Origin of the sequence: Sphaerospermopsis sp. FACHB-1194 (genome assembly GCF_014696235.1) — a bacterium.
Classification (GTDB): Bacteria; Cyanobacteriota; Cyanobacteriia; order Cyanobacteriales; family Nostocaceae; genus Sphaerospermopsis; species Sphaerospermopsis kisseleviana.
On sequence record NZ_JACJPU010000055.1, the window covers coordinates 1 to 22,409 of the forward strand.

The 22,409-nt window shown below is 35.3% G+C and carries 25 protein-coding genes and 1 pseudogene; 12 read left to right on the forward strand and 14 right to left on the reverse strand.

Features of this window, described 5'->3' with window-relative positions:
* Positions 1-212 precede the first annotated feature (212 nt).
* Entirely contained in the window at positions 213-434 is a 222-nt protein-coding gene (locus H6F45_RS22695; protein WP_190348449.1) for a hypothetical protein, read from the forward strand.
* Positions 435-515: 81 nt separating this feature from the next.
* Here the strand turns inward: H6F45_RS22695 and H6F45_RS22700 are convergent, their stop codons facing one another.
* The 6 genes from H6F45_RS22700 to H6F45_RS22725 all read right to left on the reverse strand — a co-directional run bounded on the left by H6F45_RS22700 (position 516) and on the right by H6F45_RS22725 (position 5,040).
* Positions 516-1,448, reverse strand: coding sequence for an Abi family protein (locus H6F45_RS22700; protein ID WP_190348450.1), 933 nt, complete (start codon positions 1,446-1,448; stop codon positions 516-518).
* Between the two features lie 342 nt (positions 1,449-1,790).
* The gene (locus H6F45_RS22705) at positions 1,791-2,081 is read right to left on the reverse strand and encodes a type II toxin-antitoxin system RelE/ParE family toxin (protein ID WP_190348451.1); all 291 of its coding nucleotides are present in this window, start codon (positions 2,079-2,081) and stop codon (positions 1,791-1,793) included.
* 13 nt (positions 2,082-2,094) lie between these two features.
* A complete protein-coding gene (locus H6F45_RS22710; RefSeq protein WP_096571117.1) occupies positions 2,095-2,361 on the reverse strand; it encodes a type II toxin-antitoxin system ParD family antitoxin in 267 nt (88 codons plus the stop codon).
* A gap of 222 nt (positions 2,362-2,583) precedes the next feature.
* Positions 2,584-3,558: a Bpu10I family restriction endonuclease gene (locus H6F45_RS22715; RefSeq protein WP_190348452.1), complete on the reverse strand. Its 975-nt coding sequence runs from the start codon at positions 3,556-3,558 to the stop codon at positions 2,584-2,586.
* A complete protein-coding gene (locus H6F45_RS22720) occupies positions 3,531-4,769 on the reverse strand; it encodes a DNA cytosine methyltransferase (RefSeq protein ID WP_096571121.1) in 1,239 nt (412 codons plus the stop codon). The genes H6F45_RS22715 and H6F45_RS22720 overlap by 28 nt, the downstream gene beginning before the upstream one ends.
* Before the next feature lie 49 nt (positions 4,770-4,818).
* Positions 4,819-5,040, reverse strand: coding sequence for a hypothetical protein (locus H6F45_RS22725; RefSeq protein WP_096571123.1), 222 nt, complete (start codon positions 5,038-5,040; stop codon positions 4,819-4,821).
* A 114-nt stretch (positions 5,041-5,154) separates the two neighbouring features.
* Here H6F45_RS22725 and H6F45_RS22730 point away from each other — a divergent pair, with 114 nt between their 5' ends.
* Both H6F45_RS22730 and H6F45_RS22735 read left to right on the forward strand, forming a co-directional pair.
* Complete coding sequence (locus tag H6F45_RS22730; RefSeq protein WP_190348453.1) at positions 5,155-5,427, forward strand: hypothetical protein; 273 nt, start codon at positions 5,155-5,157, stop codon at positions 5,425-5,427.
* Entirely contained in the window at positions 5,424-5,789 is a 366-nt protein-coding gene (locus H6F45_RS22735; RefSeq protein ID WP_190348454.1) for a clan AA aspartic protease, read from the forward strand. Before H6F45_RS22730 ends, H6F45_RS22735 begins: the two co-directional genes overlap by 4 nt.
* A gap of 80 nt (positions 5,790-5,869) precedes the next feature.
* Here H6F45_RS22735 and H6F45_RS22740 read toward each other — a convergent pair whose 3' ends face one another.
* Positions 5,870-6,622 carry a TspO/MBR family protein gene (locus H6F45_RS22740; RefSeq protein WP_190348455.1) on the reverse strand — a complete coding sequence of 251 codons (753 nt, stop codon included), beginning with the start codon at positions 6,620-6,622 and terminating at the stop codon, positions 5,870-5,872.
* Positions 6,623-6,823: 201 nt separating this feature from the next.
* On the opposite strand from H6F45_RS22740, the gene H6F45_RS22745 reads away from it, so the two are divergent.
* Complete coding sequence (locus tag H6F45_RS22745) at positions 6,824-7,150, forward strand: DUF760 domain-containing protein (RefSeq protein WP_096571129.1); 327 nt, start codon at positions 6,824-6,826, stop codon at positions 7,148-7,150.
* Positions 7,151-7,201: 51 nt separating this feature from the next.
* Here the strand turns inward: H6F45_RS22745 and H6F45_RS22750 are convergent, their stop codons facing one another.
* Entirely contained in the window at positions 7,202-7,705 is a 504-nt protein-coding gene (locus H6F45_RS22750; RefSeq protein WP_096571131.1) for a pentapeptide repeat-containing protein, read from the reverse strand.
* A 135-nt stretch (positions 7,706-7,840) separates the two neighbouring features.
* Between H6F45_RS22750 and gcvT the strand changes: the two genes are divergently transcribed.
* From gcvT to H6F45_RS22780, 6 genes and pseudogenes are all read left to right on the forward strand, one after another.
* A complete protein-coding gene (gene gcvT / locus H6F45_RS22755; RefSeq protein ID WP_190348456.1) occupies positions 7,841-8,977 on the forward strand; it encodes a glycine cleavage system aminomethyltransferase GcvT in 1,137 nt (378 codons plus the stop codon).
* Between the two features lie 81 nt (positions 8,978-9,058).
* Positions 9,059-9,448 (forward strand): glycine cleavage system protein GcvH, encoded by a 390-nt coding sequence (gene gcvH, locus H6F45_RS22760; RefSeq protein ID WP_096571134.1) that lies wholly within the window; start codon positions 9,059-9,061, stop codon positions 9,446-9,448.
* A gap of 124 nt (positions 9,449-9,572) precedes the next feature.
* Positions 9,573-9,902, forward strand: coding sequence for a hypothetical protein (locus tag H6F45_RS22765; RefSeq protein WP_190348457.1), 330 nt, complete (start codon positions 9,573-9,575; stop codon positions 9,900-9,902).
* 157 nt (positions 9,903-10,059) lie between these two features.
* A complete protein-coding gene (gcvP, locus tag H6F45_RS22770) occupies positions 10,060-12,990 on the forward strand; it encodes an aminomethyl-transferring glycine dehydrogenase (protein ID WP_190348458.1) in 2,931 nt (976 codons plus the stop codon).
* Positions 12,991-13,475: 485 nt separating this feature from the next.
* Positions 13,476-14,441, forward strand: a complete 966-nt coding sequence (locus H6F45_RS22775; protein WP_190348459.1) for a J domain-containing protein — start codon at positions 13,476-13,478, stop codon at positions 14,439-14,441.
* A gap of 772 nt (positions 14,442-15,213) precedes the next feature.
* A pseudogene (locus H6F45_RS22780) lies at positions 15,214-16,580 on the forward strand (transposase).
* 181 nt (positions 16,581-16,761) lie between these two features.
* On the opposite strand, the gene H6F45_RS22785 reads toward H6F45_RS22780, so the two are convergent.
* The 3 genes from H6F45_RS22785 to H6F45_RS22795 all read right to left on the reverse strand — a co-directional run bounded on the left by H6F45_RS22785 (position 16,762) and on the right by H6F45_RS22795 (position 19,054).
* Positions 16,762-17,553, reverse strand: a complete 792-nt coding sequence (locus H6F45_RS22785; protein ID WP_190348460.1) for a calcium-binding protein — start codon at positions 17,551-17,553, stop codon at positions 16,762-16,764.
* Between the two features lie 857 nt (positions 17,554-18,410).
* Positions 18,411-18,815, reverse strand: coding sequence for a PIN domain-containing protein (locus H6F45_RS22790; protein WP_137667490.1), 405 nt, complete (start codon positions 18,813-18,815; stop codon positions 18,411-18,413).
* Positions 18,812-19,054 (reverse strand): hypothetical protein, encoded by a 243-nt coding sequence (locus H6F45_RS22795; protein WP_137667491.1) that lies wholly within the window; start codon positions 19,052-19,054, stop codon positions 18,812-18,814. The genes H6F45_RS22790 and H6F45_RS22795 overlap by 4 nt, the downstream gene beginning before the upstream one ends.
* 630 nt (positions 19,055-19,684) lie before the next feature.
* Between H6F45_RS22795 and H6F45_RS22800 the strand changes: the two genes are divergently transcribed.
* Both H6F45_RS22800 and H6F45_RS22805 read left to right on the forward strand, forming a co-directional pair.
* Positions 19,685-19,984: a hypothetical protein gene (locus H6F45_RS22800; RefSeq protein ID WP_190348461.1), complete on the forward strand. Its 300-nt coding sequence runs from the start codon at positions 19,685-19,687 to the stop codon at positions 19,982-19,984.
* On the forward strand, positions 19,981-20,373 hold the full coding sequence (locus tag H6F45_RS22805) for a DUF6516 family protein (RefSeq protein WP_096571148.1): 393 nt from the start codon (positions 19,981-19,983) through the stop codon (positions 20,371-20,373). The genes H6F45_RS22800 and H6F45_RS22805 overlap by 4 nt, the downstream gene beginning before the upstream one ends.
* Before the next feature lie 93 nt (positions 20,374-20,466).
* On the opposite strand, the gene H6F45_RS22810 is transcribed toward H6F45_RS22805, so the two are convergent.
* From H6F45_RS22810 to H6F45_RS22815, 3 genes are read right to left on the reverse strand one after another with little or no spacing between them, the layout of a single operon-like run.
* Complete coding sequence (locus tag H6F45_RS22810; RefSeq protein WP_190348462.1) at positions 20,467-21,333, reverse strand: NAD(P)-dependent oxidoreductase; 867 nt, start codon at positions 21,331-21,333, stop codon at positions 20,467-20,469.
* Positions 21,330-21,455 carry a hypothetical protein gene (locus tag H6F45_RS27150; RefSeq protein ID WP_272110337.1) on the reverse strand — a complete coding sequence of 42 codons (126 nt, stop codon included), beginning with the start codon at positions 21,453-21,455 and terminating at the stop codon, positions 21,330-21,332. The genes H6F45_RS22810 and H6F45_RS27150 overlap by 4 nt, the downstream gene beginning before the upstream one ends.
* Entirely contained in the window at positions 21,452-22,195 is a 744-nt protein-coding gene (locus H6F45_RS22815) for a tetratricopeptide repeat protein (protein ID WP_096571152.1), read from the reverse strand. Before H6F45_RS22815 ends, H6F45_RS27150 begins: the two co-directional genes overlap by 4 nt.
* Positions 22,196-22,409: the final 214 nt, after the last annotated feature.

Here is a 22,409-nt window from a genome sequence, read left to right on the forward strand (position 1 = left end):
TTCAACTTATTAGTCTAATTTATAATCTCTATCTTAAATATCTTCTTTTATTTATCTATTGACTCCTCTTGGTAGTATTCATTCTTATTGCTCCTTATTGAGAATGGGTTTTGATGGCATTTTTGGTGTTTTTCTTTTTCAACAATGTATTTTTTCGCTAATATGTGATTTTTTAGGCTCAGTTTCCTTTCTTATTTCCGTAATTTCTCTATGTGCCAGATCAGGGTGCGGAATGTGGGATTAAAGCCCATATTGGAGATGATAAGTATCCAAGTATTGGTGGAGATTTGCAGTTAGGAATTGCAAATCAATACGGTTTTCAACCATATTTAATATGCAAACCTGAAGCTTACTTCAGTTACTTGGGTTATGAGCTATACCAAGATATAAAAACTGTTGGATATGCACGCGTTGGATTACCTGCAATGACTTAACTTAGTAGTGTTTCATTAAATTAAAATAAAAACTAATCAATCAAGTTTTAGTCTGGTTTTTTAATAAATAAACTAAACATACTAAGAAGCATAACTTCGATCTTCATATTGAATTTTCGTTGTTTTATTTTTCTGTGTGAGTAGTTGAACTTCCTCTGAAAGACTTTGATAAATCTCAGGAAAACGATCAATTTTAGAATCTTGTCTTAACCAAATTTCAAGATTAGGATCAATCCAGTTAATAACTTTATAAATATTATCATATCTTTGTTTAAGATTATCATAATTCCAAATGGGTTCATGGTGAAATACACGGTTTCTTAAATCTTTGATACCCGTTAATAGAGGTACTACAGTTGAACAGGTACGCTCATTATTCTTGGCATAAGGAAATATACTTTTAATACAAGGAATAAAAATTTTGTTGAAGTAATTATTATCTTCTCTCTTATTCTGTGTTAAAAGTGTTGTCCAGAAACCTAAGCTCAAATTTGTAATAATTTTATCTCTATTGACTGTAATTATAAAATCTTGATTCTCTCTATATTGTTTATTTGATTTTTCATTGCTAGTTTTTATTGTATCTTCTATCGCAGAAATTATTTTTTCTTCTTCATGTTTTAATAAAATTGTTGTATGATTTTTCTCGATGTTGGGTAGGATTATATTTAGATTATACTTATTTTCTATTTTATAGATAGCATTATCAAAAGAATCCGTATCACAAATAAACCAGTTTAAGTTATATTTGTTGATTAAATTGATATCTATATAATTACGTAGAGCTATTTCTAAAGTATGCAAGCTTGGATATAAAGACTCACAATATATCATGTTAATTTCATAAAGTCGTATAGCATTTTTAATATCTTGATCAGTTGTTTTCTTTGACGAGGATACACATTCAAAATATTTTCCTATTCGTGCATTTGAAAAAGCTTTTTGGAAAAAATCAAGATTATCTAGTTTCGGTTTTGGAAGGTTAGGACGAATAAGACTAGGTTGATTGATCATGATTTATAATAATATTGACAAAATAACTATGTGAAGAATATAATATGTATTGTAGATTCTATGGTGATCCCCTCCTTGCTTGTAAATTGACAGTAAGTGACGACCCTAGAGTGAAGCATACCACAAATAGATTATCATAAGTATCAAAAAAGTACCTCTACCGAGGTCTTCAGTCAGCAAGACTGACTCAATTGAAAACCTCCCTATATAGGGAGGTAGAAATTTTTAAAACTTAATAAAATTTAAGGTTAAGTTGTGCGATCGCTCTTTGTTAATGTAGGGGTAATGCGTTAGCATAGCTTACCCTAGCTATCACATAACTGACAAAAAAATATAAATGACTTATTCAAACAAATTTTGAATATCTCTTGCACCATGAATTACCCTTACAAGTTCAATTCCATCAACTACGGGACGGTAAAACAAAAGGTATTTACCAACAGGAAAACTTCTAAGTGATGGTGCTAATTCCTCACACAGTTTCCCCATTTGAGGTAATTCTGACAAAAGTATCAACTTCTCATTAATAGCATCTATAATTCTATCAGCAGCAATTTCATTATCCTGACGAATATAGAGCCAGATTTCAATGAGGTCATTTTGAGCTTCTGGGGATTGAAAAATATTTGCCATATTTTAAATACTGCTAACTAATACGTTTTGCAGCTTGTCTTTTTCTCCCTTCAGCTTTGATTTTTTCAGCATCAAAAGCTACACCTTCACCCCTATCAAGTTGATCTATTCCTATTTGTATTTCCTTCCGCAATTCTTCCATTCTCAACTTCCGTAAATCTTCCCGTTCTTTTAATAACCGTAGACCTTCACGAATGACCTCGCTTTGTGACTGATATAGTCCACTATCAACGAGTTCAGCAACAAACTGATCAAATGTAGTACCTAGATGAACATTCATAGATTCACCTTTGAATTAATTACATAGTCTTTTCTTTAGAATTGCACACCTGTCAATAATTGTCAATTTTTGTTAGTAGTGAGATAATCTAAAATAGTAAAAAGCCATTCAAATTCCTCAACCATGACAGAATTATTACAGCGTGCGATCGCTCTTTGTTAATGTAGAGGTAACTCGATCGCTCTCAGTTAGCTAATTGTGGAAGAAATACGTTAGCGTAGCTTATTCCTCAATTAACCAACCTCGCTTTATTCCATATTCAATTCCACCAGACCAGTCCATTGTTAAATGCTTCCGTACCTTATGAAATAAATGTTGTACTACAGTTGGATTAATTAGATTTTTAACATAAGTTTCTTCATACCTAAATTCTCGATCCGTGTTTTTCTGCTGACGTAATACATAAATCTGATCAACCTTGTACTTCCGAAGATTAACATCACTCGTCAACTTGATCCACTCCATTAATACAATATATAAACTATTCGGATTCCTAGCTTTTAAATCTTCTGCTGCTCTTGATGAACCTTCCAACATAGTTTTATCAAGATAAGTTTTACATTCAATAACAATAACTGGAATATCAAAAATATGAGTTTCTGTGTTACCTGTAACTGTAACATCTGAATAGTTGTCTGGTTCTTCTTTAATAATTGTCAGCATTTCACCTGAATTTTCTTCTTCTGGTGGTGTAACTGCTTCAAATGATGCTTCAATAGTTGCACCAATCACAAAATCATGATCTTTCTTTTCAATACGTGCATAGGGACGTTTCAACATTTCTGCATATTTGGGAGGAACAAAGAAAATATCTTTAAAAGTATGGGATTTTCCAATGAGCGCGTTTTCTCCAAAATCTTTTGCTAAATCTCGAAATAAATAATAGAGAAATTCCTCCAATACACTAGAGTGAAGATTGGAGCGAGAGTCAAACTTTTCAGCATAATGTTGTTGATCTAAAAAATCTTTATATGCTGATAAAAGTTCTACTCTTTGAGAAATAATTGCATTATCATTTTCATTAGGTGTTGATGTTGGTCCAACTAATTCAACATTAGCTAAATGCCATTTATCATATTCAATTCTAATTTCTTGGAGAAATTTTCTGCTTTCAGCATCTCTATATTTTTTGCGGTGATTTTCTTTTTGTTCGAGATTTGAACCATGAACTAAAGGGTTTCTATCAGTTGTGGACATAGCTCTAATTTTTCTTGAAGATGAATTGCAATTGCTTTAGCTAGAATGGGTGGTACAGCATTACCTATCTGATTGTACTGGCAAAGGAACTTTTCATTTAATCTATTTTCCCTTTGTAATAACTTATGAGATACAACTGTTTTCTTTCCTAAAAAACGATAAGTATCAGGAAAAGATTGGACACGCGCACCCTCACGAGCGGTCAAATTACGATGCTGGAAAGGATGAATAAAATTTGCATAAAAGGATGCTGCTATTGTGTATGCTGGCCTGTATGGATGTAACCGTCTGTTGTTTTGATCATAAGTTTTATTAGATAAGTCACCATTTCCACTACGACGTTTAGCACCATATTCTGTAGCAACATCTGAACTGGATTCACCCCATTTTATTTGTTTAAAACGTTCTACTAATCGCTGAGAATGTTCCATTGCTACATGATTATAAAGAATTTTACTACCTTGTCTGATCCAGTGCTGATATTGATTTTGAGATTCTGATATATAAGGTTGTTCTTCTTTACCTTCTCTCGCATTAAGTGGAGGTAAGTCTGATATTGCATCCCATAAGCTGATAGCAGGAAGTAAATTTATTTCTTCAAGGGATAATTGCCATATCTTGTTTTTTAATAAGTCTAGAGAATGGGTTGGTTGAGGACTACCTAATTTTTTACCTAGTTTGTTTCCAACAATAAAAACACGCTCTCTAACCTGTGGTACACCATATTCAGCAGAATTAAGTAACCATACTTCTACAAAATATCCAAATTCTTCAAAAGTTTGTTTAATAATATCTAGGACTTTTAAACCTTCGCTATTTTTGCGTGAGAGTAAACCTTTCACGTTCTCCATCACAAATGCTTTAGGTTGAAGAAAACTTATCCACTGAGAAAAGTTAATGAATAAACTATTTCTAGGATCATTTGGATCTTTTCGTGCTGGACCTGCAACACTAAAACCTTGACATGGAGGACCACCAATAATAATATGCGGTTTGTATAGACAAATTTCTTTAACACTACTTAAAGTATTAAAATTACGAATATCATCTTGAATTACTGTCATGTCAGGGTGGTTATAACGGAGAGTATCACACGCCCAAGCATCAATTTCAACAGAAAGGGGAATATTAAAACCTGCCATCGCAAAACCTAAACCAAATCCGCCAGCACCAGCAAATAAATCAATAGCAATAGGTTTGTCTATTTTCATAAATGTCTCATGTATTTAGCATTGAATTATAAAGCAATAAAAATTCGTTTCATTGGTATTTTTCAGTTAGATAAGTCGCATAATCTCCATTAATATTCTCATCACTAGAGATATTTGCACTTTTAGCAATGCCACGCAGTCGAGATAAATTACCTTTCTTTGATGCTGAGATAGATTCTTGTTGTATTGATTCTAATACAGTTTGTACCAATTGCCAGCGTTCGCTCATTGGTAACTGTAATACTTGTTTTTGCAATTCTTGTAATGTCATGATAAGATATCAAAAAATATTTATTTTTATTATATATCAATTTAGCTGAAGAAGAATAAAATTTATTATAAATCCAGTATAATAAATATAATCACAAAAAAAGGATGACATAAAATGCAATCCATTCTCCTCAGCAGTGAAGAAGTTGCCAAACGTGCTAAAGAATTATATGAAACTAGCATTCGTTCACAAGTTGAAACCGAAGAAAACATCGGAAAAATGGTGATTATTGATATAGAAACTGGTGAATATGCAGTTGATAAAACAGGGATAGAGTCAGCGCGTTATTTACGGAATAAAAACCGATTTGCTCGACTTTTTGGGATTCGCATTGGTTACAAAGTCGCTGCATCCTTTAGTGGAGAAATGGAGCGTGATTATCGGTGATAACTGGTATTATTAAAAATGGACGTGCAACTGTCAATGTTATATTTCGATTGCCAGATCAACCAGATTTTACTATTGAATTTGTGATTGATACAGGTTTTACAGAGTTTCTTTCTTTACCTCCAAGGGCAGTTAATCTTTTGAATTTGCCTTTTGTTTATGATATGTATGCAAATTTAGCAGATAATAGTCGTGTACTTTTACCAGTACATCAAACTACTATTATTTGGAATGGCGAGGAAAGAGAAGTTAATGTTTTAGCTACAGGAAAACTGCCATTATTAGGCACTGCTTTACTTGATGGTTATGAGTTGTCTATCCAATTTACAGAAGGTGGTTTAGTGGCAATTGAAGAGTTATAGTTAAATGGTTTTTATTAGTGCGATCGCTCTTATTTTCTATAGGCTAAAAAATAGCGATCGCCCATCCTAAATTTACCTCTCTAATCCTCCACAGATGCTAACTTTAAAGGATACAATGGTTCAGATCCATTTAATTGCCAAATCCTAAATACCAACGCAGACGCAACTGTTAACCACACACAAGAAAAAGATAAAATCATCCCCGCTAAAGGAACGGTTTGCCAATAAATTGCTGTGACAATAATTGCCGATAACCAAGGTCCTAAAATCACCACAGGAACAGCAGCACCTAATCTGCGTTCTACGGTAAAAATTGTATTCCAAGTATCACCAACTGCTAAATGAATCACAAATAAAATGAAAGGTAATACTAAGAATTGATGATTTAATTCTTGCCAAATTAACACAGAAGAAATCACCCGTAAAACAGCAATCAGCATCCAAACTATAGGAAATGCTAAAGGTGGGGGAGACCATCTTGGTCTAATTACTTGATCATAAGTTGTTTGAGAACGGGTATTATCTAAAAGTGAAAAAATCCGAGAACGAATACTTAATAAAGCGAAAAATAAGGCAGTAACTACAGTGCTAACCCAACTAGGAAAGGCAGAATTACTATCAAGTAAATTGACTAAATTTTCCATTCCTAGTAATACTAGAATCATTGTTCCTATTTGCAGAATAGTCCCTAGCTTATAAACGATGACTGCTTTGATGTCTAGTTCTTTTGTGGTTGCTGATGTGTTGAGAGACTGTTTTTGATTTCCTGGTTTTACTCCCATTACTGTGTTGACAAACTTTTCCAAAATGCCGATATTACTGCTTTGATTCATGGTGAATAAATTGCGAGTATTTTTTAGTAGTGTTCATAAATTATTATATGATATAATTCACAATCAACCCTAGTTATAAATAGTTATATTTTTTTACTTCCTGCTGTAGAATAAACCCATCTTCTCATGTTCGGTTTCTTTGACAACCAATTCAGACATATCTTGATAAATTGATAATCAAGCGAGTTGAAAGTAACTGCCATGAGTAATCTTTCCCATTCTCAGCCTGAGTATTTCGCACCACAAGAAAATAATGATCAGTTTTGGCAATACATACAATCTTTAAACCCAGAAGCAGTATCCCAACTATCTAAACCTAACTCACCAGAAGTATTAGAATTGATTCAAAAATCTATTGTTGCTATGTTAGGTAATTTGCCTCATGACAGATATAATACTATGATTACCACTAGCCGAGATGAATTAGGAAAACTTTTAGGTTCAGCAATGATTGATGGGTATTTTTTACGTAATGCAGAACAAAGATTAGAAATGGAAAAGAATTTCCAATTAGTAGATTTTCAGTAAAGTAATAAGTTAAGAGTCAGTAGGGGTTTAGCAATGCTAAACCCTGACAGTTTATCTACATCCTAAAGATTCACGAGTATCTACACCAGTTTTAGAATTAACACCACTAGCTTTAACACAAAGTTTTTTCATTTCTACCCCATCTAAAACCGCATTGGTAAAGTCTGCACCAGTGACATTAACATTATCAAAAGTTGAACGCAACATCATCGCATCTGTCAATACTGCATCACTTAAATCAGCATTTTTGAACTTGGCTAAATAAGCAATACCTTGACCAAAATTTACACCATGTAAATTTACACCTTCTAACAGAGTACCGTTAAACACTCCACCCCGTAAGTCAGCATTGCTAAAGTTAGCATTCTCTAATTTAATGTTGGTAAATTCTTTACCGATTAAATTTTGTCCTGAAAAATCTTGACTTTGTACCTCATCCCCTGCGGAACGGGTAATACTGGAAGAACTTGCTGCTTGTGCGGATAAGGGAGATACAAACAACACCACAGCTAAAACTACACTAACGAGTATTTGCCAAATTTGCCCACGCTTCATAATTTTTGTTTAATAAATCTCAACAATTACACTATTAATTATTAAACCGCACTAGGGAAGATAGATCCCTGACTTCTTGAAGAAGTCGGGGATCTGGGTAAAATACCTAAAATAACTAAAACACCAAAAAAACCTGTGGCGAAACCAGAAAATAATACCCAATTTCTAGCGCAAACTCCTTTATATCACATCGGTGTTGAACTCAAAGCCCGCTTTACCAGCTTTGGTGGGTGGGAAATGCCAGTACAATATAGTGGTATTACCCAAGAACACCAAGCTGTCAGAAATGCTGCTGGAATGTTCGATATTTCCCACATGGGTAAATTTACTCTCCAAGGTCAAAACCTGATTTCCCAACTAGAAAAATTAGTCCCTTCCGATTTAAGTCGTCTACAACCCGGTCAAGCCCAATATACAGTGTTGTTAAATGAGCAAGCCGGAATCATTGATGATATCATTATTTACTACCAAGGTAGAGAAAATACAGATAGCGAAAAAGCGGTAATTATCGTTAATGCTGCCACAACAGAAAAAGACAAAACATGGTTATTACAACATCTTGACCTGGATACAATCCAATTTCAAGACCTGTCACGGGATAAAATCTTAATAGCTGTTCAAGGTCCAAAAGCTACAAATATTTTACAATCTTTTGTATCAGCCGACTTAACCCCAATTAAAGCCTTTGGGCATTTAGAAACAACCATTTTTGGTCAACCCGCTTTCCTTGCTCGTACAGGCTACACTGGGGAAGATGGCTTTGAAGTGATGGTAGACCCCGAAGTAGGGATAAAATTGTGGCAAAGCCTCTATGATGCTGGTGTCATTCCCTGTGGTCTTGGTTGTAGAGATACATTGCGTTTAGAAGCAGCAATGGCACTTTATGGACAAGATATCGACGACAACACCACACCCCTAGAAGCGGGTTTAGGGTGGTTAGTTCATTTAGATACAAAAAGCGATTTTATCGGTCGGGAGATTTTACAACAACAAAAAACCGTGGGAGTACATCGTAAACTCGTAGGTTTACAAACCCAAGGGCGAAATATTTCCCGTCATGGCTACACCGTATTATCTTCAGGTGAAGTAGTGGGAGAAGTAACAAGCGGTACTTTATCACCTACCCTTGGTTATCCCATTGCTTTAGCTTATGTTTCCAGTCAGTTAGCAACCGTTAAACAGGAGTTAGAAGTGGAAATACGCGGTAAAGCTTATCCAGCAGTCGTGGTAAAACGTCCTTTTTATCGCTCAAAAAATCGTGTTACTAACTGATAAGTTTTGAGATTTTTGAGGAATAATGTTGTTTGGGTTACTCTGGTAACACCATTTTTTTAACGTGGAAGAGGAAGTGTTATGGCTTTTGAATATCCCGATGATTTACGCTATCAAGATACTCATGAATATGTACGTTTAGATGGGGAAATAGCCACTATCGGTATTACTGAGTTTGCTATAGATCAACTGGGTGATATTGTATTTTTGGATCTGTCAGAAATTGGTGATGCGGTCTCCAAGGGAGACTCATTTGGTACAATTGAATCTGTTAAAGCTGTAGAAGACCTGAAATCACCAGTTACAGGTACAGTAGTAGAACGCAATGAAGATTTGATTAACTCTCCTGAGTCAATAGTTGATGATCCTTATGGTGATGGTTGGTTTATCAAAGTGCGTGTTAATGATCCTGGGGAAGTTGAAGATGGGATGACAGCTAGTGAGTATAGTGCTTTGGTAGAGGGTTCGTAAACTAGGTGACAGGTGACAGGTGACAGAGTTGAAATGTTCTTTGGATCTGTTTCTTGTCATCTGTTGAGATAATTAAAATAAATCACCAAATAAATCCCAAGTAAATTCCTAAAAATTTTTGCTTATGACACAGGTATCTTATCCTCGTCGTAGTCGCATCCTCTCATCAGCAACTACAAAAACTGCACAGTTATCAGACATACATCATTCTCAAGCAAAACGTCAGGAAATAGCTAAACGGTGTCGTGTTATTTTTGAACGTCTTCGAGAACAGCTAATAGTAGATCATCATAACTGGTTTATTGCCATTAACCCCGATAAGGAAGAATATTTGATTAATCCTGATCTACAAGGTTTAATACAGCAAATTCGTCAAAAATACAGCGATAACGACCTGAAACTAACTATATTTCGCCTCAATGATACGGGAAACTGCGGTAGATTATGGGTATAAGTAGGAAAACTATCTGACAACAACGCATAACGTAATTTTATTATCAATTACCAATTACCAATTACCAATTACCAGCCTTAACTAAATATCCAGCAACTTGGTAATAGTCAAAGTAATCATTACAATATATTAAACCTTAACATCTGGAGCATAATTTGTGGTATCTAATCCCCCACGTCCTCAAGTTTCAGCTAAAAACAACCAAATAAGCGAGTTTGCTAAAAGACACATCGGACCAAAAGCAGATGACGTTCAACAAATGTTGAATTTATTGGGTTTATCTAATTTAGATGATTTAATCGCTAAAACCGTACCCTCATCTATTCGCTTTAACCAAGATTTAAAATTACCAGCAGCACAAAGCGAATATGCAGCATTAGCAAAATTAAAACAAATCGCTGAAAAGAATCAAGTTTACCGTTCTTACATCGGGATGGGGTATCACGATTGTATTACCCCTGGAGTGATTCAACGCAACATCTTAGAAAATCCCGGTTGGTACACTGCTTACACCCCCTATCAACCAGAAATCGCTCAAGGACGTTTGGAAGCGTTGTTAAATTTCCAAACCATGATTATTGATTTAACTGGTTTAGAAATTGCAAACGCTTCTTTATTAGACGAAGCGACCGCAGCAGCAGAAGCAATGAGTATGAGTTATGGTATCTGCAAAAATAAATCCCATAACTTTTTTGTTTCTAGTGCGTGTCATCCCCAAACTATTGATGTATTGCAGACTCGCGCTAAACCTTTAGGCATTAATATCATTATCGGTGATCATCAAACCTTTGATTTTTCTGAAACTATCTTTGGGGCGATTCTGCAATATCCCGCAAGTGATGGTACAATTTACGACTATCGCAACTTTATAGAACAGTCCCATGCTCAGGGTGCATTGGTGACAATTGCGGCAGATCCTCTCAGTTTAACATTACTCACACCACCCGGTGAATTAGGGGCAGATATAGCAGTAGGCAGCACCCAGAGGTTAGGTATTCCTATGGGATTCGGTGGACCTCATGCAGCTTATTTTGCTACTAAGGAAGAGTATAAACGCTTAGTTCCAGGGCGCATTGTTGGTGTATCAAAAGATGTTCATGGTAAACCTGCCTATCGGTTAGCATTACAAACCCGTGAACAACATATTCGCAGAGATAAAGCTACTAGTAATATTTGCACAGCGCAGGTACTGTTGGCAGTGATGGCGGGGATGTATGGAGTGTATCATGGACCCGATGGTTTAAGGGGAATTGCCCAAAATATCCACCAATTAACAGCAACTTTAGCCGCAGGTTTGCAAAAGTTAGGTTATAAAATTGTTAGTGACAACTTCTTTGATACACTGCGGATTGAGTTAGGAAATACCAGTTTACAGGCAATTTTAGAAGCTGCGGATGCGAGAAATATCAACTTGCGAATTTTTGATAATTCTGATGTGGGAATTTCCTTAGATGAAACGACAACGGAAGCAGATGTAATTGATTTATTGCAAATTTTCGCAGGTACAGATAACTTACCTTTCAGCGAAACAGAACTTACTTCTCTTACCAATTACCAATTACCAATTACCAATTACGCATTACTTCGTGAAAGTGAATACCTAACTCATCCCATCTTCAACCGCTATCATTCTGAAACAGAATTATTACGTTATTTGCATCAATTAGAAACCAAGGATTTATCATTAACAACTTCGATGATTCCTTTGGGTTCTTGTACCATGAAGTTAAACGCAACTTCGGAAATGATACCTGTAACTTGGGCAGAATTTGGTAAAATCCATCCTTTCGCGCCAATTTCCCAAACCAGAGGTTATCAAATTCTCTTTCAACAACTAGAAGCATGGTTAGCAGAAATTACAGGTTTTGCCGGAATTTCTTTACAACCAAATGCAGGTTCTCAAGGTGAATATGCGGGACTTTTGGTAATTCGTGAATACCATGAAAGTCGGGGAGAAGCACACAGAAACGTTTGTTTAATTCCCCAATCTGCACATGGTACAAATCCTGCAAGTGCGGTAATGTGTGGAATGAAAGTTGTAGGAATTGCCTGTGATGATCAGGGTAATATTGATGTTGCTGATTTAAAAGCGAAAGCTGAAAAACATAGTAGTGAATTAGCAGCTTTAATGGTGACATATCCATCAACTCATGGAGTATTTGAAGAAGCAATTCAAGAAATTTGTGCCATAGTTCATGAACATGGTGGACAAGTTTACATGGACGGGGCTAATATGAATGCTCAGGTGGGTATTTGTCGTCCTGGTGATATTGGTGCTGATGTTTGTCATTTGAACTTACACAAAACTTTCTGTATTCCTCATGGTGGTGGTGGTCCGGGAATGGGTCCTATTGGTGTCGCTTCCCATCTTGTACCGTTCTTACCTGGTCATTCTGTAATTAAAATACAGGAAAATAATCCAAAATCCAAAATCCAAAATCCAAAATTCTCTGGTGCTGTTTCTGCTGCACCTTGGGGAAGTGCGAGTATTTTGGTAATTTCTTGGATGTACATTGCAATGATGGGTGCAGAGGGGTTAACGGAAGCTACCAAAGTTGCGATTTTAAATGCTAATTACATCGCTAAGAAATTAGAATCTTTTTATCCGGTTTTATATCAAGGAAAAAATGGTTTTGTAGCACATGAATGTATTTTAGATTTACGTGCTGTGAAAAAATCAGCCAACATCGAAATTGATGATGTTGCGAAGCGGTTAATGGACTATGGTTTTCATGCACCTACTGTTTCTTGGCCTGTGGCTGGTACAATTATGGTAGAACCAACAGAAAGCGAATCTAAGGAAGAATTGGATCGTTTTTGTGAGGCGTTAATTGCCATTAGAAAGGAGATTTCTGAGATTGAATCTGGTAAGATGGATTTGCAAGATAATGTGTTGAAAAATGCGCCTCACACTGCGGAAAGTTTGATTGTTGGTGAGTGGAAACATGATTATTCTCGTGAACAAGCTGCTTATCCTGCTAGTTGGAGTAAGGAATATAAGTTCTGGCCAAGTGTGGGTAGGATAGATGCTGCTTTTGGCGATCGGAATTTTGTTTGTTCTTGTTTACCGATGGAGGCTTATAGTTAAATAGCTATCACCTTTCAGCAGTCAGTTAATTAAGTTTTGAAGATCCTCGATTTCTGAGTTCAATTTATCATTTTTTGGATGGGTTGAAAAAAGAAGTCGGGGATCTGAATTTTTGAAATGGTGGGTTAAGGTGATGGGAATATGGGGTACGGAATAAATACGTAGATTAGTTAGACATTATACCTGCTGTTAGAAACATGACTATTATAGAACCCCATAAAAAATAAGGTACTAAAACAGATGGAACAGCCCCAGATAAAGATCCTATTAGACAAAAAAATGCGAACATGAAAATAAACTGCAAAATACCCTTCATAATCTCTCCTGTTTAATGGTTATTATTTTTCATCTTAGTTTTGATTTTGTTATGGAAGTGGTGCGTTACGCTTGCTAACGCACTCTATTAACTTGATATATAACTATAATACAACTTTTTATATGTTAAATTATACATTACATATATTTAGCTATCAGCCATAGAGACTATGCAAGACAAAGAAGACTACTATAAAATTCTGGAAATTACCCCAGATGCAAGCTTTCAGCAGATTAAAGCTGCTTATCGAGTTTTATGTAAGGAATATCACCCTGATAAAATGCCTCCCGGAACTCCCGAAAAAGCTCGTAAATATATAGAAGAAAGATTTAAACAGCTTAATGAAGCCTATTCTACACTGAGTAATCCAGAAGAAAGACAGAAATATGATATGAGTCGTTATTCTGATGTGGCTTCGTCTCAGGAGGTTACATCTCAGAGAACTACAGTTAATAATGACCTCACTCTGTTTGATCCTGAAAAAATGCAACAAGTGGCTGGGAGACTCGAAAAACTTAGAAAAAAGATTGAAGCAGAATATGATAAAAGTCTGAGACAAGTCGATCTATCTGTCAAAAACCAATTACAGGCACTAGGGTATAACAAAGAAGATTGGGATAGATATACAAAAAAAGATTTGGAAGGGTTAACACTGGAAGATAAAGTAAAAACTTCTATTTTCTTGCTATTCCTTGCTTGTTTTGGATTACCATTTGGTGTAATAGGATGGCTTTGGTCTGGCTTTTGTTTATTGGTGTGCTTAGGAGCATTTGCAAACCCAACTATTAATAGAAAAACTGCACAGCAAATTCAAGAAATTAAAAATAAAGCAGATGCAGATAAATTTAATGCTGAAAAAAAACGGCAACATGAACTAGATAATCTGGAAAAACATCAACGACAACGTGTTAGTTTTTTCAAGTCTATTCCTATTGAACAACTTTCTGAGGATTATATTGCTGCTCTCAGTGATGAAGATCAGTTTTATCTATTAAAGGCTATTCAAGAGAGAAAGGATGCTGAAAAACTTGGTGAACATCTGAAAAATGCAGCAGGAGTTGTAGTTGGCGTTGGTATTTTAGCTGCAATTTTTGGTTTGGGTATTGGTATTGGTAGTTCTTGGTTTGGGGATTAGTGCGATCGCTCAATTTTTACCTTTAACTTAGAAAACCCAACACTTTCACAATAATATAGATGATGATTAAATTGTTGGGTTTCACTGCGTTTTACCCAACCTACAGTTTGTATGGTTCGTTGGTAATTTGTAGGTTATTGGTGGGATGTTGAAATTTTCATTGTCTGAATCACGATGTCCAGGATTTGAGGATTTTCAGGATTGTTATTTGTAGGTTATTGGTGGGATATTGAAATTATCATTGTCTGAATCAGGATGTCCAGGATTTTAGGATGTACAGGATTGTTATTTGTAGGTTATTGATGGGATGCTGAAATTATCATTGTCTGAATCAGGATGTCCAGGATTTTAGGATTTTCAGGATTGTTATTTGTAGGTTATTTGTGGGATGTGGAAATTTTCATTGTCTGAATCAGGATGTCCAGGATTTTAGGATTTTCAGGATTGTTATTTGTAGGTTATTTGTGGGATGTTGAAATTATCATTGTCTGAATCAGGATGTTCAGGATTTGAGGATTTTCAGGATTGTTATTTGTAGGTTATTTGTGGGATGTTGAAATTATCATTGTCTGAATCAGGATGTCCAGGATTTGAGGATTTTCAGGATTGTTATTTGTAGGTTATTTGTGGGATGTGGAAATTATCATTGTCTGAATCAGGATGTCCAGGATTTGAGGATTTTCAGGATTGTTATCGGGACTTAGGCAAAAAAAGAGACAAAAAAAAGGTTATAATGCAGGCATAGCAAAGCTTTCACATCAAACTAACCCCCATGAAAGAGACAACACCCACAGCTATGCCCCCATGCTTTGAAAAATGGTGTCAAAGGTTTGATGATGTATTTGGCCATAAAGCCCAAAAAAGGGAGTTTAGACATTATGTAGGAGGATTATTAGGAGAAAGCGAGCGAAAAAATATATTCCAGATGGCAGAGAACGCTGTAGGCGTAACTTACTACAGATTACACCATTTTTTAACAGAAGCACCGTGGTCAGCAATCAAGGTAAATGAACGACGGTTGCAGGTAATGAACAAGTGTAGTCAGACCAGAATCAGTAGGGGATTTAGCTTGATAATTGATGATTCAGGACATAGAAAAAGTGGTAACTTTACCGAAGGCGTGGGAAGACAATATATTGGAGAAATTGGTAAAACAGATCAGGGGATAGTAGTAGTAACAAGTCATTTATATGATGGGAGAAAAAGCCTACCATTAGATATAGAATTATATCAACACGCCGATTCTTTAGCCGAAGGGAAACAAGACCCTCTATTTCAGAAAAAAACAGAGATAGCAATTAAGTTAATAGATCAAACTCTAGGTCGAGGATAAGCTGTTACACAGCTAAATTGTATAATCCTAATATTCTGAACTCTTGTTTAACAGGCAAGATGCCTGTTCCACTTATACAAATTAAATGCACAACAGCTTATCAACCAGGAATAGTGATTGTAGATGGGGGATATGGTAACAATACATCATTTCTATTAGAACTAGAAACTCGGAAATTAAAGTATTTAGGAGGAATAGCCAAAAATCGGAAAGTTACAATTAGGGAGCAAGAGAATAATCAACAAACAATTAGGCTAGATGAGTTGGCAAAGTCTTTACCCCAAGAGGCTTTTAGCGAAATTCAACTCAACTTAGATAAACCCAGAAAAGTATGGGTGGCAACTAAAGAAGTGGAGATATCACGTCTAGAGGGTAAACGAAGTATAGCTATCGTCATGAATGCTAATACTTTTTCTGATGCCACAGATATCGACTACTTTATTACGAATGTTGCTACATCTGTTGTGACTCCAGAATGGATAGTCAACACCTATTCTCAAAGGAATTGGGTAGAGGTTTTTTATCGAGAAGCCAAGGGTTTTTTAGGATTGAAAGAATATCAAGTCCGAGATAAAACCAGTCTCATGCGACATTTTATCCTAGTGTTTTGTGCCTATACTTTTATTCTTTGGCATCGATTAACTGGCGGCTTTAGACGTAGGTGGGCAACTAAACCTTTGAACACTTTTACTGAGGCTTTAGAAGCCTTTAGAACTGCTATTTCTTTTCGTTTTTTTGAGTGGTTAACTGTTAATCGTGACGTATTTGCCGCTCATAAAGCCAGTTTTGGCTTTATTTGGGCTTGATTTTTCTTTAAGTCCCGATAATTGTAGGGTGCGTTAATGAAATGTAACGCACCGTTTTGATTGTGGGATAAGGTGCGTTACTGATGGTAATGCACCCTACGGACTAACTCAAGCAAATAAAATTGTTAGAGTATGTTTTCTCTACAGAATTATTGCATTCAACCCAACCTATGAGGCGATGCTAAACAAAGTTAAAGTAATAACTGGTTAGCTGAATACTGATGTTATCTTGAACGACTCCAATTAAGTCATTTCCTTGATAGATGGCTGTATCTAAAGCAGAACCACCAGCCCAATTTTCCCGCCGTAGGCTAAGTGAAATATTCCTAATTTGAATATAGTCGTTTACCCCGCTATAGTCGGTAATAAGGGCATAACCACCACCTCTATAATAGTTGCCAGCACTTGTACCTAAGACAAAAGTGTCCCAACCAGCGCCTCCAGCTAAGGTGTCATACTCAAAACTGTTAAAAGTCAGAGATGTAGAACCGGTTAAGCGATCATCACCAGAACCACCACTTAGATCATCATTCCCTGATCCTCCTAGTAAGGTATCATTTCCCCATTCTCCATATAAATTGTCATTGCCAGTTTCTCCATTTAAATTGTCATTGCCATCCCCGCCCCATAAGGTATCATTTCCCCATTCTCCATATAAATTGTCATTGCCAGTTCCTCCATTTAAATTGTCATTGCCATCCCCGCCCCATAAGGTATCATTTCCCCATTCTCCATATAAATTGTCATTGCCAGTTCCTCCATTTAAATTGTCATTGCCATCCCCACCCCGTAAGGTATCATTTCCCGACCATCCATAAAGGTAATCGTTGCCAGAGCCACCGTCAATCCAATCATTATTGGTATTACCCGATATGGTATCATTACCATCATAACCATAGGCATAAAGTCGTAGAGTTCCCGTATAGTTGTAGTAGTTTGCAAAACTTGTTCCGTAGTAATAGGTAGTAGTCATTGTTTAATTCCCCTATCCTGACTTTAAAATGTGCAATTTTTTTTCAAAACTCTAATACTGTTCTTGTTTATATAAGGCACAGCTACAAATAAAAACATAAAAATGTTCTTTTGTCAATGATTAAACAATAAGTAAATATTATTCAAATAATAGATAATAGGTTATAGATAATAGATAACAGGGCGTTGCTGATGTTTGGTATGATTTGTGTTTAGTTTGTAGGGTGCGTTAATAGACATCTCCGAAAAAGATTGTAGAGACGTTCCATGGAACGTCTCTACAATGGTTTTGGAAAACGCACATTTAATTTCCGGAGATGTCTAATGAAATGTAACGCACCTTTTTGATTTTTTTATTGAAATGGTGCGTTAGCGTCAGCGTAACGCACCCTACAGAGTTTCACAATAATATAGATGATGATTAAATTGTTGGGTTTCACTGCGTTTTACCCAACCTACAGTTTGTATGGTTCGTTGGTAATTTGTAGGTTATTAGTGGGATGTTGAAATTTTCATTGTCAGAATCACGATGTCCAGGATTTGAGGATTTTCAGGATTGTTATTTGTAGGTTATTAGTGGGATGTTGAAATTTTCATTGTCAGAATCACGATGTCCAGGATTTGAGGATTTTCAGGATTGTTATTTGTAGGTTATTGGTGGGATATTGAAATTATCATTGTCTGAATCAGGATGTCCAGGATTTTAGGATGTACAGGATTGTTATTTGTAGGTTATTGATGGGATGCTGAAATTATCATTGTCTGAATCAGGATGTCCAGGATTTTAGGATTTTCAGGATTGTTATTTGTAGGTTATTGGTGGGATGTTGAAATTATCATTGTCAGGCAAAAAACATCTTAATCAAAAATAGAAATTACTTTAATACCAACTACTTTGTGCATCGGTTTTGTTTTCTTCTCAGTAGTAATTAACTCCTCAGCACCAACAGAAAAAGCAGCAGCTACATGAAGTGCATCCATAGCAGCTAATCCATACTGAGAAGCGATTTTATAAGCCTCTTGTACAATATAAGTTAGATCATTTGCCCAGTAAATAACATCATTAAAAAACTCTTCATAAAATTGAGATTCTGCTGTTTGCTGATGATAAACTGCTTTAGGACTTACTTCTAATCTGACAAACTCACTAGCAGCAAATACCCGTTGTGAGTCTGATAGTATTTCTAATGCTTTTTCTGCAATTAAACCAGTACCATTGGTTGCACTCAGTAACACCCCTGAATCAATATAAGTTATAATCATTCTTCTGTACCTTGGATTCCACCTCTACGAACAGCTAATTCTTGTTCTATTTCATCTGCATTTAATAATGGTTTACCAGATGCAACAATTCTAGAGCGAATTTCTCGTAAACGTTCCCCTAAAGGCGGTTTTTTGACTGTGGTTTTCAATTGCATAAATTCCACAAATTTTAAAACTTCTTCTTGTTTATCCTGGGGTAATGATCGCCATTTTGTTAATAATTCTTGTTCTGAAATCATTGATTTTCACTTAACTAAATAATTTTAATATTATAGCAAATCTTACATCTAATTACAATATAATATTATAAATTATCTTATAAATTTTTACTTTACCCAAATATGATGATTAAATCGTTGGGTTTCACTGCGTTCTACCCAACCTACAGTTTGTATGGTTAGTTGGTAATTTGTAGGTTATTGGTGGGATGTTGAAATTTTCATTGTCTGAATCAGGATGTCCAGGATTTTAGGATGTACAGGATTGTTATTTATAGATTATTCATGGGATGCTGAAATTTTAAATTGTCTGAATCAGGATGTCCAGGATTTGAGGATTTTCAGGATTGTAATTGATGAATTGTCTGTAAATATTGAAAGATGATAAAATACAGTTACACCAACAGTCAAGAAGTAACAGCAGATAATTCAATAATTTAACAGATAATTTATCTTATCAATCATCCCAAAGTCGCTATTTCTCATAGATAATAAAACAACAACATCCTGTAAATCCTTCTGAAAATAAATGATTTTTTTGACTTTTGACTTTTGACTTCCCGAAGGGTGTCCTGGATATCCTGATTCTGACAAAAAATATAAAGTGTGCTAAAATATTCACAACTAATAAACTTCATCCAATCTAAAATTATGAACACATTAGAAAAATTAGAACTACTCACAGAAAATTGTAACGACAATACAGAACTAGATAGAATTATTGGACAACTTCTAAACGTAATTTTAACCCGTCATCGCCAAAAATTAGATATCTATAACTCAGATATAGAAAAATTTGAACAAAAATATCAACTAACTTCTGAACAATTCGAGGAACAATTTAACTCAGGTAGCTTAGGTGATGAAATGGATTTTTTTGAATGGTTTGGTTTATGTGAACTCCGCAAAGACATTTTAAAAAAAATCCATAAGTTAGAACAAGCTTTATGAAAAATATGAAAAATGCCGATGATTATTTAGCCTGGATAAAATCTATAATTACACTGTGTCCAGAAGTTGTAAATTTTACGATTCTTAGAGAAGAAGCACAAACTGATAAAGGTTTATGGCGTTATCGTGTGATATTAAAAAATGGTAGTTTTTTAGAAATGTTTGAGTTTTTTAAAATAGAATCTGGACAAGTAGAAATAATTAAATATAGTTTTCATTGGCAAACTGAAAATAGAGAACTAATAAAACGTTGGGATAACGCACCCCATCATCCTGAAATTGCAACCTATCCTCATCATGTACATGATGGTGCTGAAGATGTTGTTTCTCCCTATTTACCTGTTGATATTGAAGAGATTTTTAAACAAGTGAGATCGCTCATTTTGTAGATTATTGGTGGGATGTTGAAATTGACAAACTCACTAGCATCCTTAAATCCTGGACATCCTGATTCAGACAAAAAAATCCTCAAAATCCCCTATTTACAACCTCTCTAATTCTTCCCTCACAGATAATGGTTGATATCCCAAACTAAACGCTTTTTCACTATCTAAAGAAACATCCTTTGGCCTTGGTGCTGCCATTTTTACATCATCTTGCAAACATGATTTTAATTTATCGCTGGGAAGTTGTATTACTTCAACTAAAATTTTACCAAAATCATAACGGGAAATTCTTTCTTTACCACCTAAATGAATTATCCCGTTAACTTTTTCTAATGCTAATAATAAACCTTTTGCGGCTGTGTTTGCACTTACTGGGGTGCGAAATTCATCTCTAAATAAACTCAGTTCTTTTCCTGCTTTCAATGTTTGGATAAAACCCTGAATAAAACTTTTCGCTGTGGGTGTTTCCTTCCCAAACATTAACGGCATTCTACAAATTGCTGCTGGGGGATATACTTGTAATATTCCTGCTTCTGCTTGCGCTTTTTGTTCACCATAAATATTCACAGGTGACACTGCATCTGTTTCTTTATAGGGAGGTTGTAAACCATCAAAAACTAAGTCGGTAGATGTAAAAGCTAAAGGTAAATTATGATCTGCACAAAGTCCGGCAATGTTACAAGATGCGGTAACATTAATAGTATAAGATGACTGGGGATGCAGTTGACAATAATTTGGTTGAGATTGTGCCGCAGTATGAATTACTGCATCTGGTTTTATCTGATGGAATATTTCTTTTAATTTCTGAAAGTCTGTTAAATCAACTTGCAATATTTTTACATCTGGTATTTCTAAAAAATGGGTAGCATAAGTACCATAAATTTCCCATTTCTCTGTCTTTGCTACTTGGCAAAGATGCCACCCTAAAAAACCACTTGCACCTGTAATTAGGAGTTTTTTCATTCTCTATTCCACTCCTGACTCCTGACTCCTGTACAGGTGAAGCATTCGGATGATAAATTCTCGATTTTTTCCCAATATTTTTGTCCGAATGCTTCGCCCCTACTTACTCCTAACTTCTTCATTTTAATAATTCCTGAAATTCCTTTTTATCCCTGATTTTATCAAAATCTGTGTCAGTTTGGGCTAATTTTTGGTATTTTTCAGGTTGCATTTGCATAGCTTTTACTAGGTACTCAATTGCTAGGTCTGGTTTATTTTGTAAGGCATAATTACAAGCTTTATTGTAATATGCTTGATGGGAATTTGGGTTGATCCTGATAGCTTCATTGTAAGATGCCAAGCCTTCTTTGTACCTGCGTAATTTTGTTAGTGCAATTCCTCTGTTGATCCAAGCTTCAAATTTATCTGGTTCAATAACTATAGCTTCATCGTAGGATTTTACTGCTTCCTCGTAACGCCGTAAAGCTGATAAGGCATTTCCTCGATTATACCAAGCTTCATTTTTATTCGGACGAATGGCGATCGCTTTATCATAGGATTCTAAAGCTTCTTCATACCGATGTAAAGCTATCAGGGCATTACCTCGATTTACCCATGTTTCTACGCTGTCTTTTTTAATTTCAATCGCTTGATTATAGAATGTCAGAGCTTCTTTATAGCGACTGGTATCTAAAAAATTATTGCCTTGAATGAATAATTTTTCCGCTTTTTGACTATCTTGTACTTCTGCTATGAGTTGAGCAACATTGTTTTCTTGTACAACTTGCTTGGTATATTCTGTTGATGATATTGCCAAATCACCACAACCAACAGTCAAAAAACTCATGAATCCACAGGCAATAAAGTATCGCCTTAAAATCATACTGCACCTACGCAACTCATAATTTAATGTTATGCCTTTTGAATGTTTAAAAGTTGTATCCAAGTCCACTAAACTGCTATTAATTATCTTGTATTTGAATGAAAAAGAAATCAAGAATTTGATAAGTTTTGATTAACTCACATAAACTATACCATGTCTAGATATAGTTGATCAATTATTTTATACAATCTATTGGCAATTTATCTATAACTTT

Coding starts and splice junctions, on each gene's coding strand:
- H6F45_RS22700 (WP_190348450.1), bottom strand. CDS start 1,448: ATGATCAATCAACCTAGTCTTATTCGTCCTAACCTTCCAAAACCGAAA.
- H6F45_RS22705 (WP_190348451.1), bottom strand. CDS start 2,081: ATGGCAAATATTTTTCAATCCCCAGAAGCTCAAAATGACCTCATTGAA.
- H6F45_RS22710 (WP_096571117.1), bottom strand. CDS start 2,361: ATGAATGTTCATCTAGGTACTACATTTGATCAGTTTGTTGCTGAACTC.
- H6F45_RS22715 (WP_190348452.1), bottom strand. CDS start 3,558: ATGTCCACAACTGATAGAAACCCTTTAGTTCATGGTTCAAATCTCGAA.
- H6F45_RS22720 (WP_096571121.1), bottom strand. CDS start 4,769: ATGAAAATAGACAAACCTATTGCTATTGATTTATTTGCTGGTGCTGGC.
- H6F45_RS22725 (WP_096571123.1), bottom strand. CDS start 5,040: ATGACATTACAAGAATTGCAAAAACAAGTATTACAGTTACCAATGAGC.
- H6F45_RS22730 (WP_190348453.1), top strand. CDS start 5,155: ATGCAATCCATTCTCCTCAGCAGTGAAGAAGTTGCCAAACGTGCTAAA.
- H6F45_RS22740 (WP_190348455.1), bottom strand. CDS start 6,622: ATGAATCAAAGCAGTAATATCGGCATTTTGGAAAAGTTTGTCAACACA.
- H6F45_RS22745 (WP_096571129.1), top strand. CDS start 6,824: ATGAGTAATCTTTCCCATTCTCAGCCTGAGTATTTCGCACCACAAGAA.
- H6F45_RS22750 (WP_096571131.1), bottom strand. CDS start 7,705: ATGAAGCGTGGGCAAATTTGGCAAATACTCGTTAGTGTAGTTTTAGCT.
- gcvH (WP_096571134.1), top strand. CDS start 9,059: ATGGCTTTTGAATATCCCGATGATTTACGCTATCAAGATACTCATGAA.
- H6F45_RS22765 (WP_190348457.1), top strand. CDS start 9,573: ATGACACAGGTATCTTATCCTCGTCGTAGTCGCATCCTCTCATCAGCA.
- H6F45_RS22775 (WP_190348459.1), top strand. CDS start 13,476: ATGCAAGACAAAGAAGACTACTATAAAATTCTGGAAATTACCCCAGAT.
- H6F45_RS22785 (WP_190348460.1), bottom strand. CDS start 17,553: ATGACTACTACCTATTACTACGGAACAAGTTTTGCAAACTACTACAAC.
- H6F45_RS22790 (WP_137667490.1), bottom strand. CDS start 18,815: ATGATTATAACTTATATTGATTCAGGGGTGTTACTGAGTGCAACCAAT.
- H6F45_RS22795 (WP_137667491.1), bottom strand. CDS start 19,054: ATGATTTCAGAACAAGAATTATTAACAAAATGGCGATCATTACCCCAG.
- H6F45_RS22800 (WP_190348461.1), top strand. CDS start 19,685: ATGAACACATTAGAAAAATTAGAACTACTCACAGAAAATTGTAACGAC.
- H6F45_RS22805 (WP_096571148.1), top strand. CDS start 19,981: ATGAAAAATATGAAAAATGCCGATGATTATTTAGCCTGGATAAAATCT.
- H6F45_RS22810 (WP_190348462.1), bottom strand. CDS start 21,333: ATGAAAAAACTCCTAATTACAGGTGCAAGTGGTTTTTTAGGGTGGCAT.
- H6F45_RS27150 (WP_272110337.1), bottom strand. CDS start 21,455: ATGAAGAAGTTAGGAGTAAGTAGGGGCGAAGCATTCGGACAAAAATAT.
- H6F45_RS22815 (WP_096571152.1), bottom strand. CDS start 22,195: ATGATTTTAAGGCGATACTTTATTGCCTGTGGATTCATGAGTTTTTTG.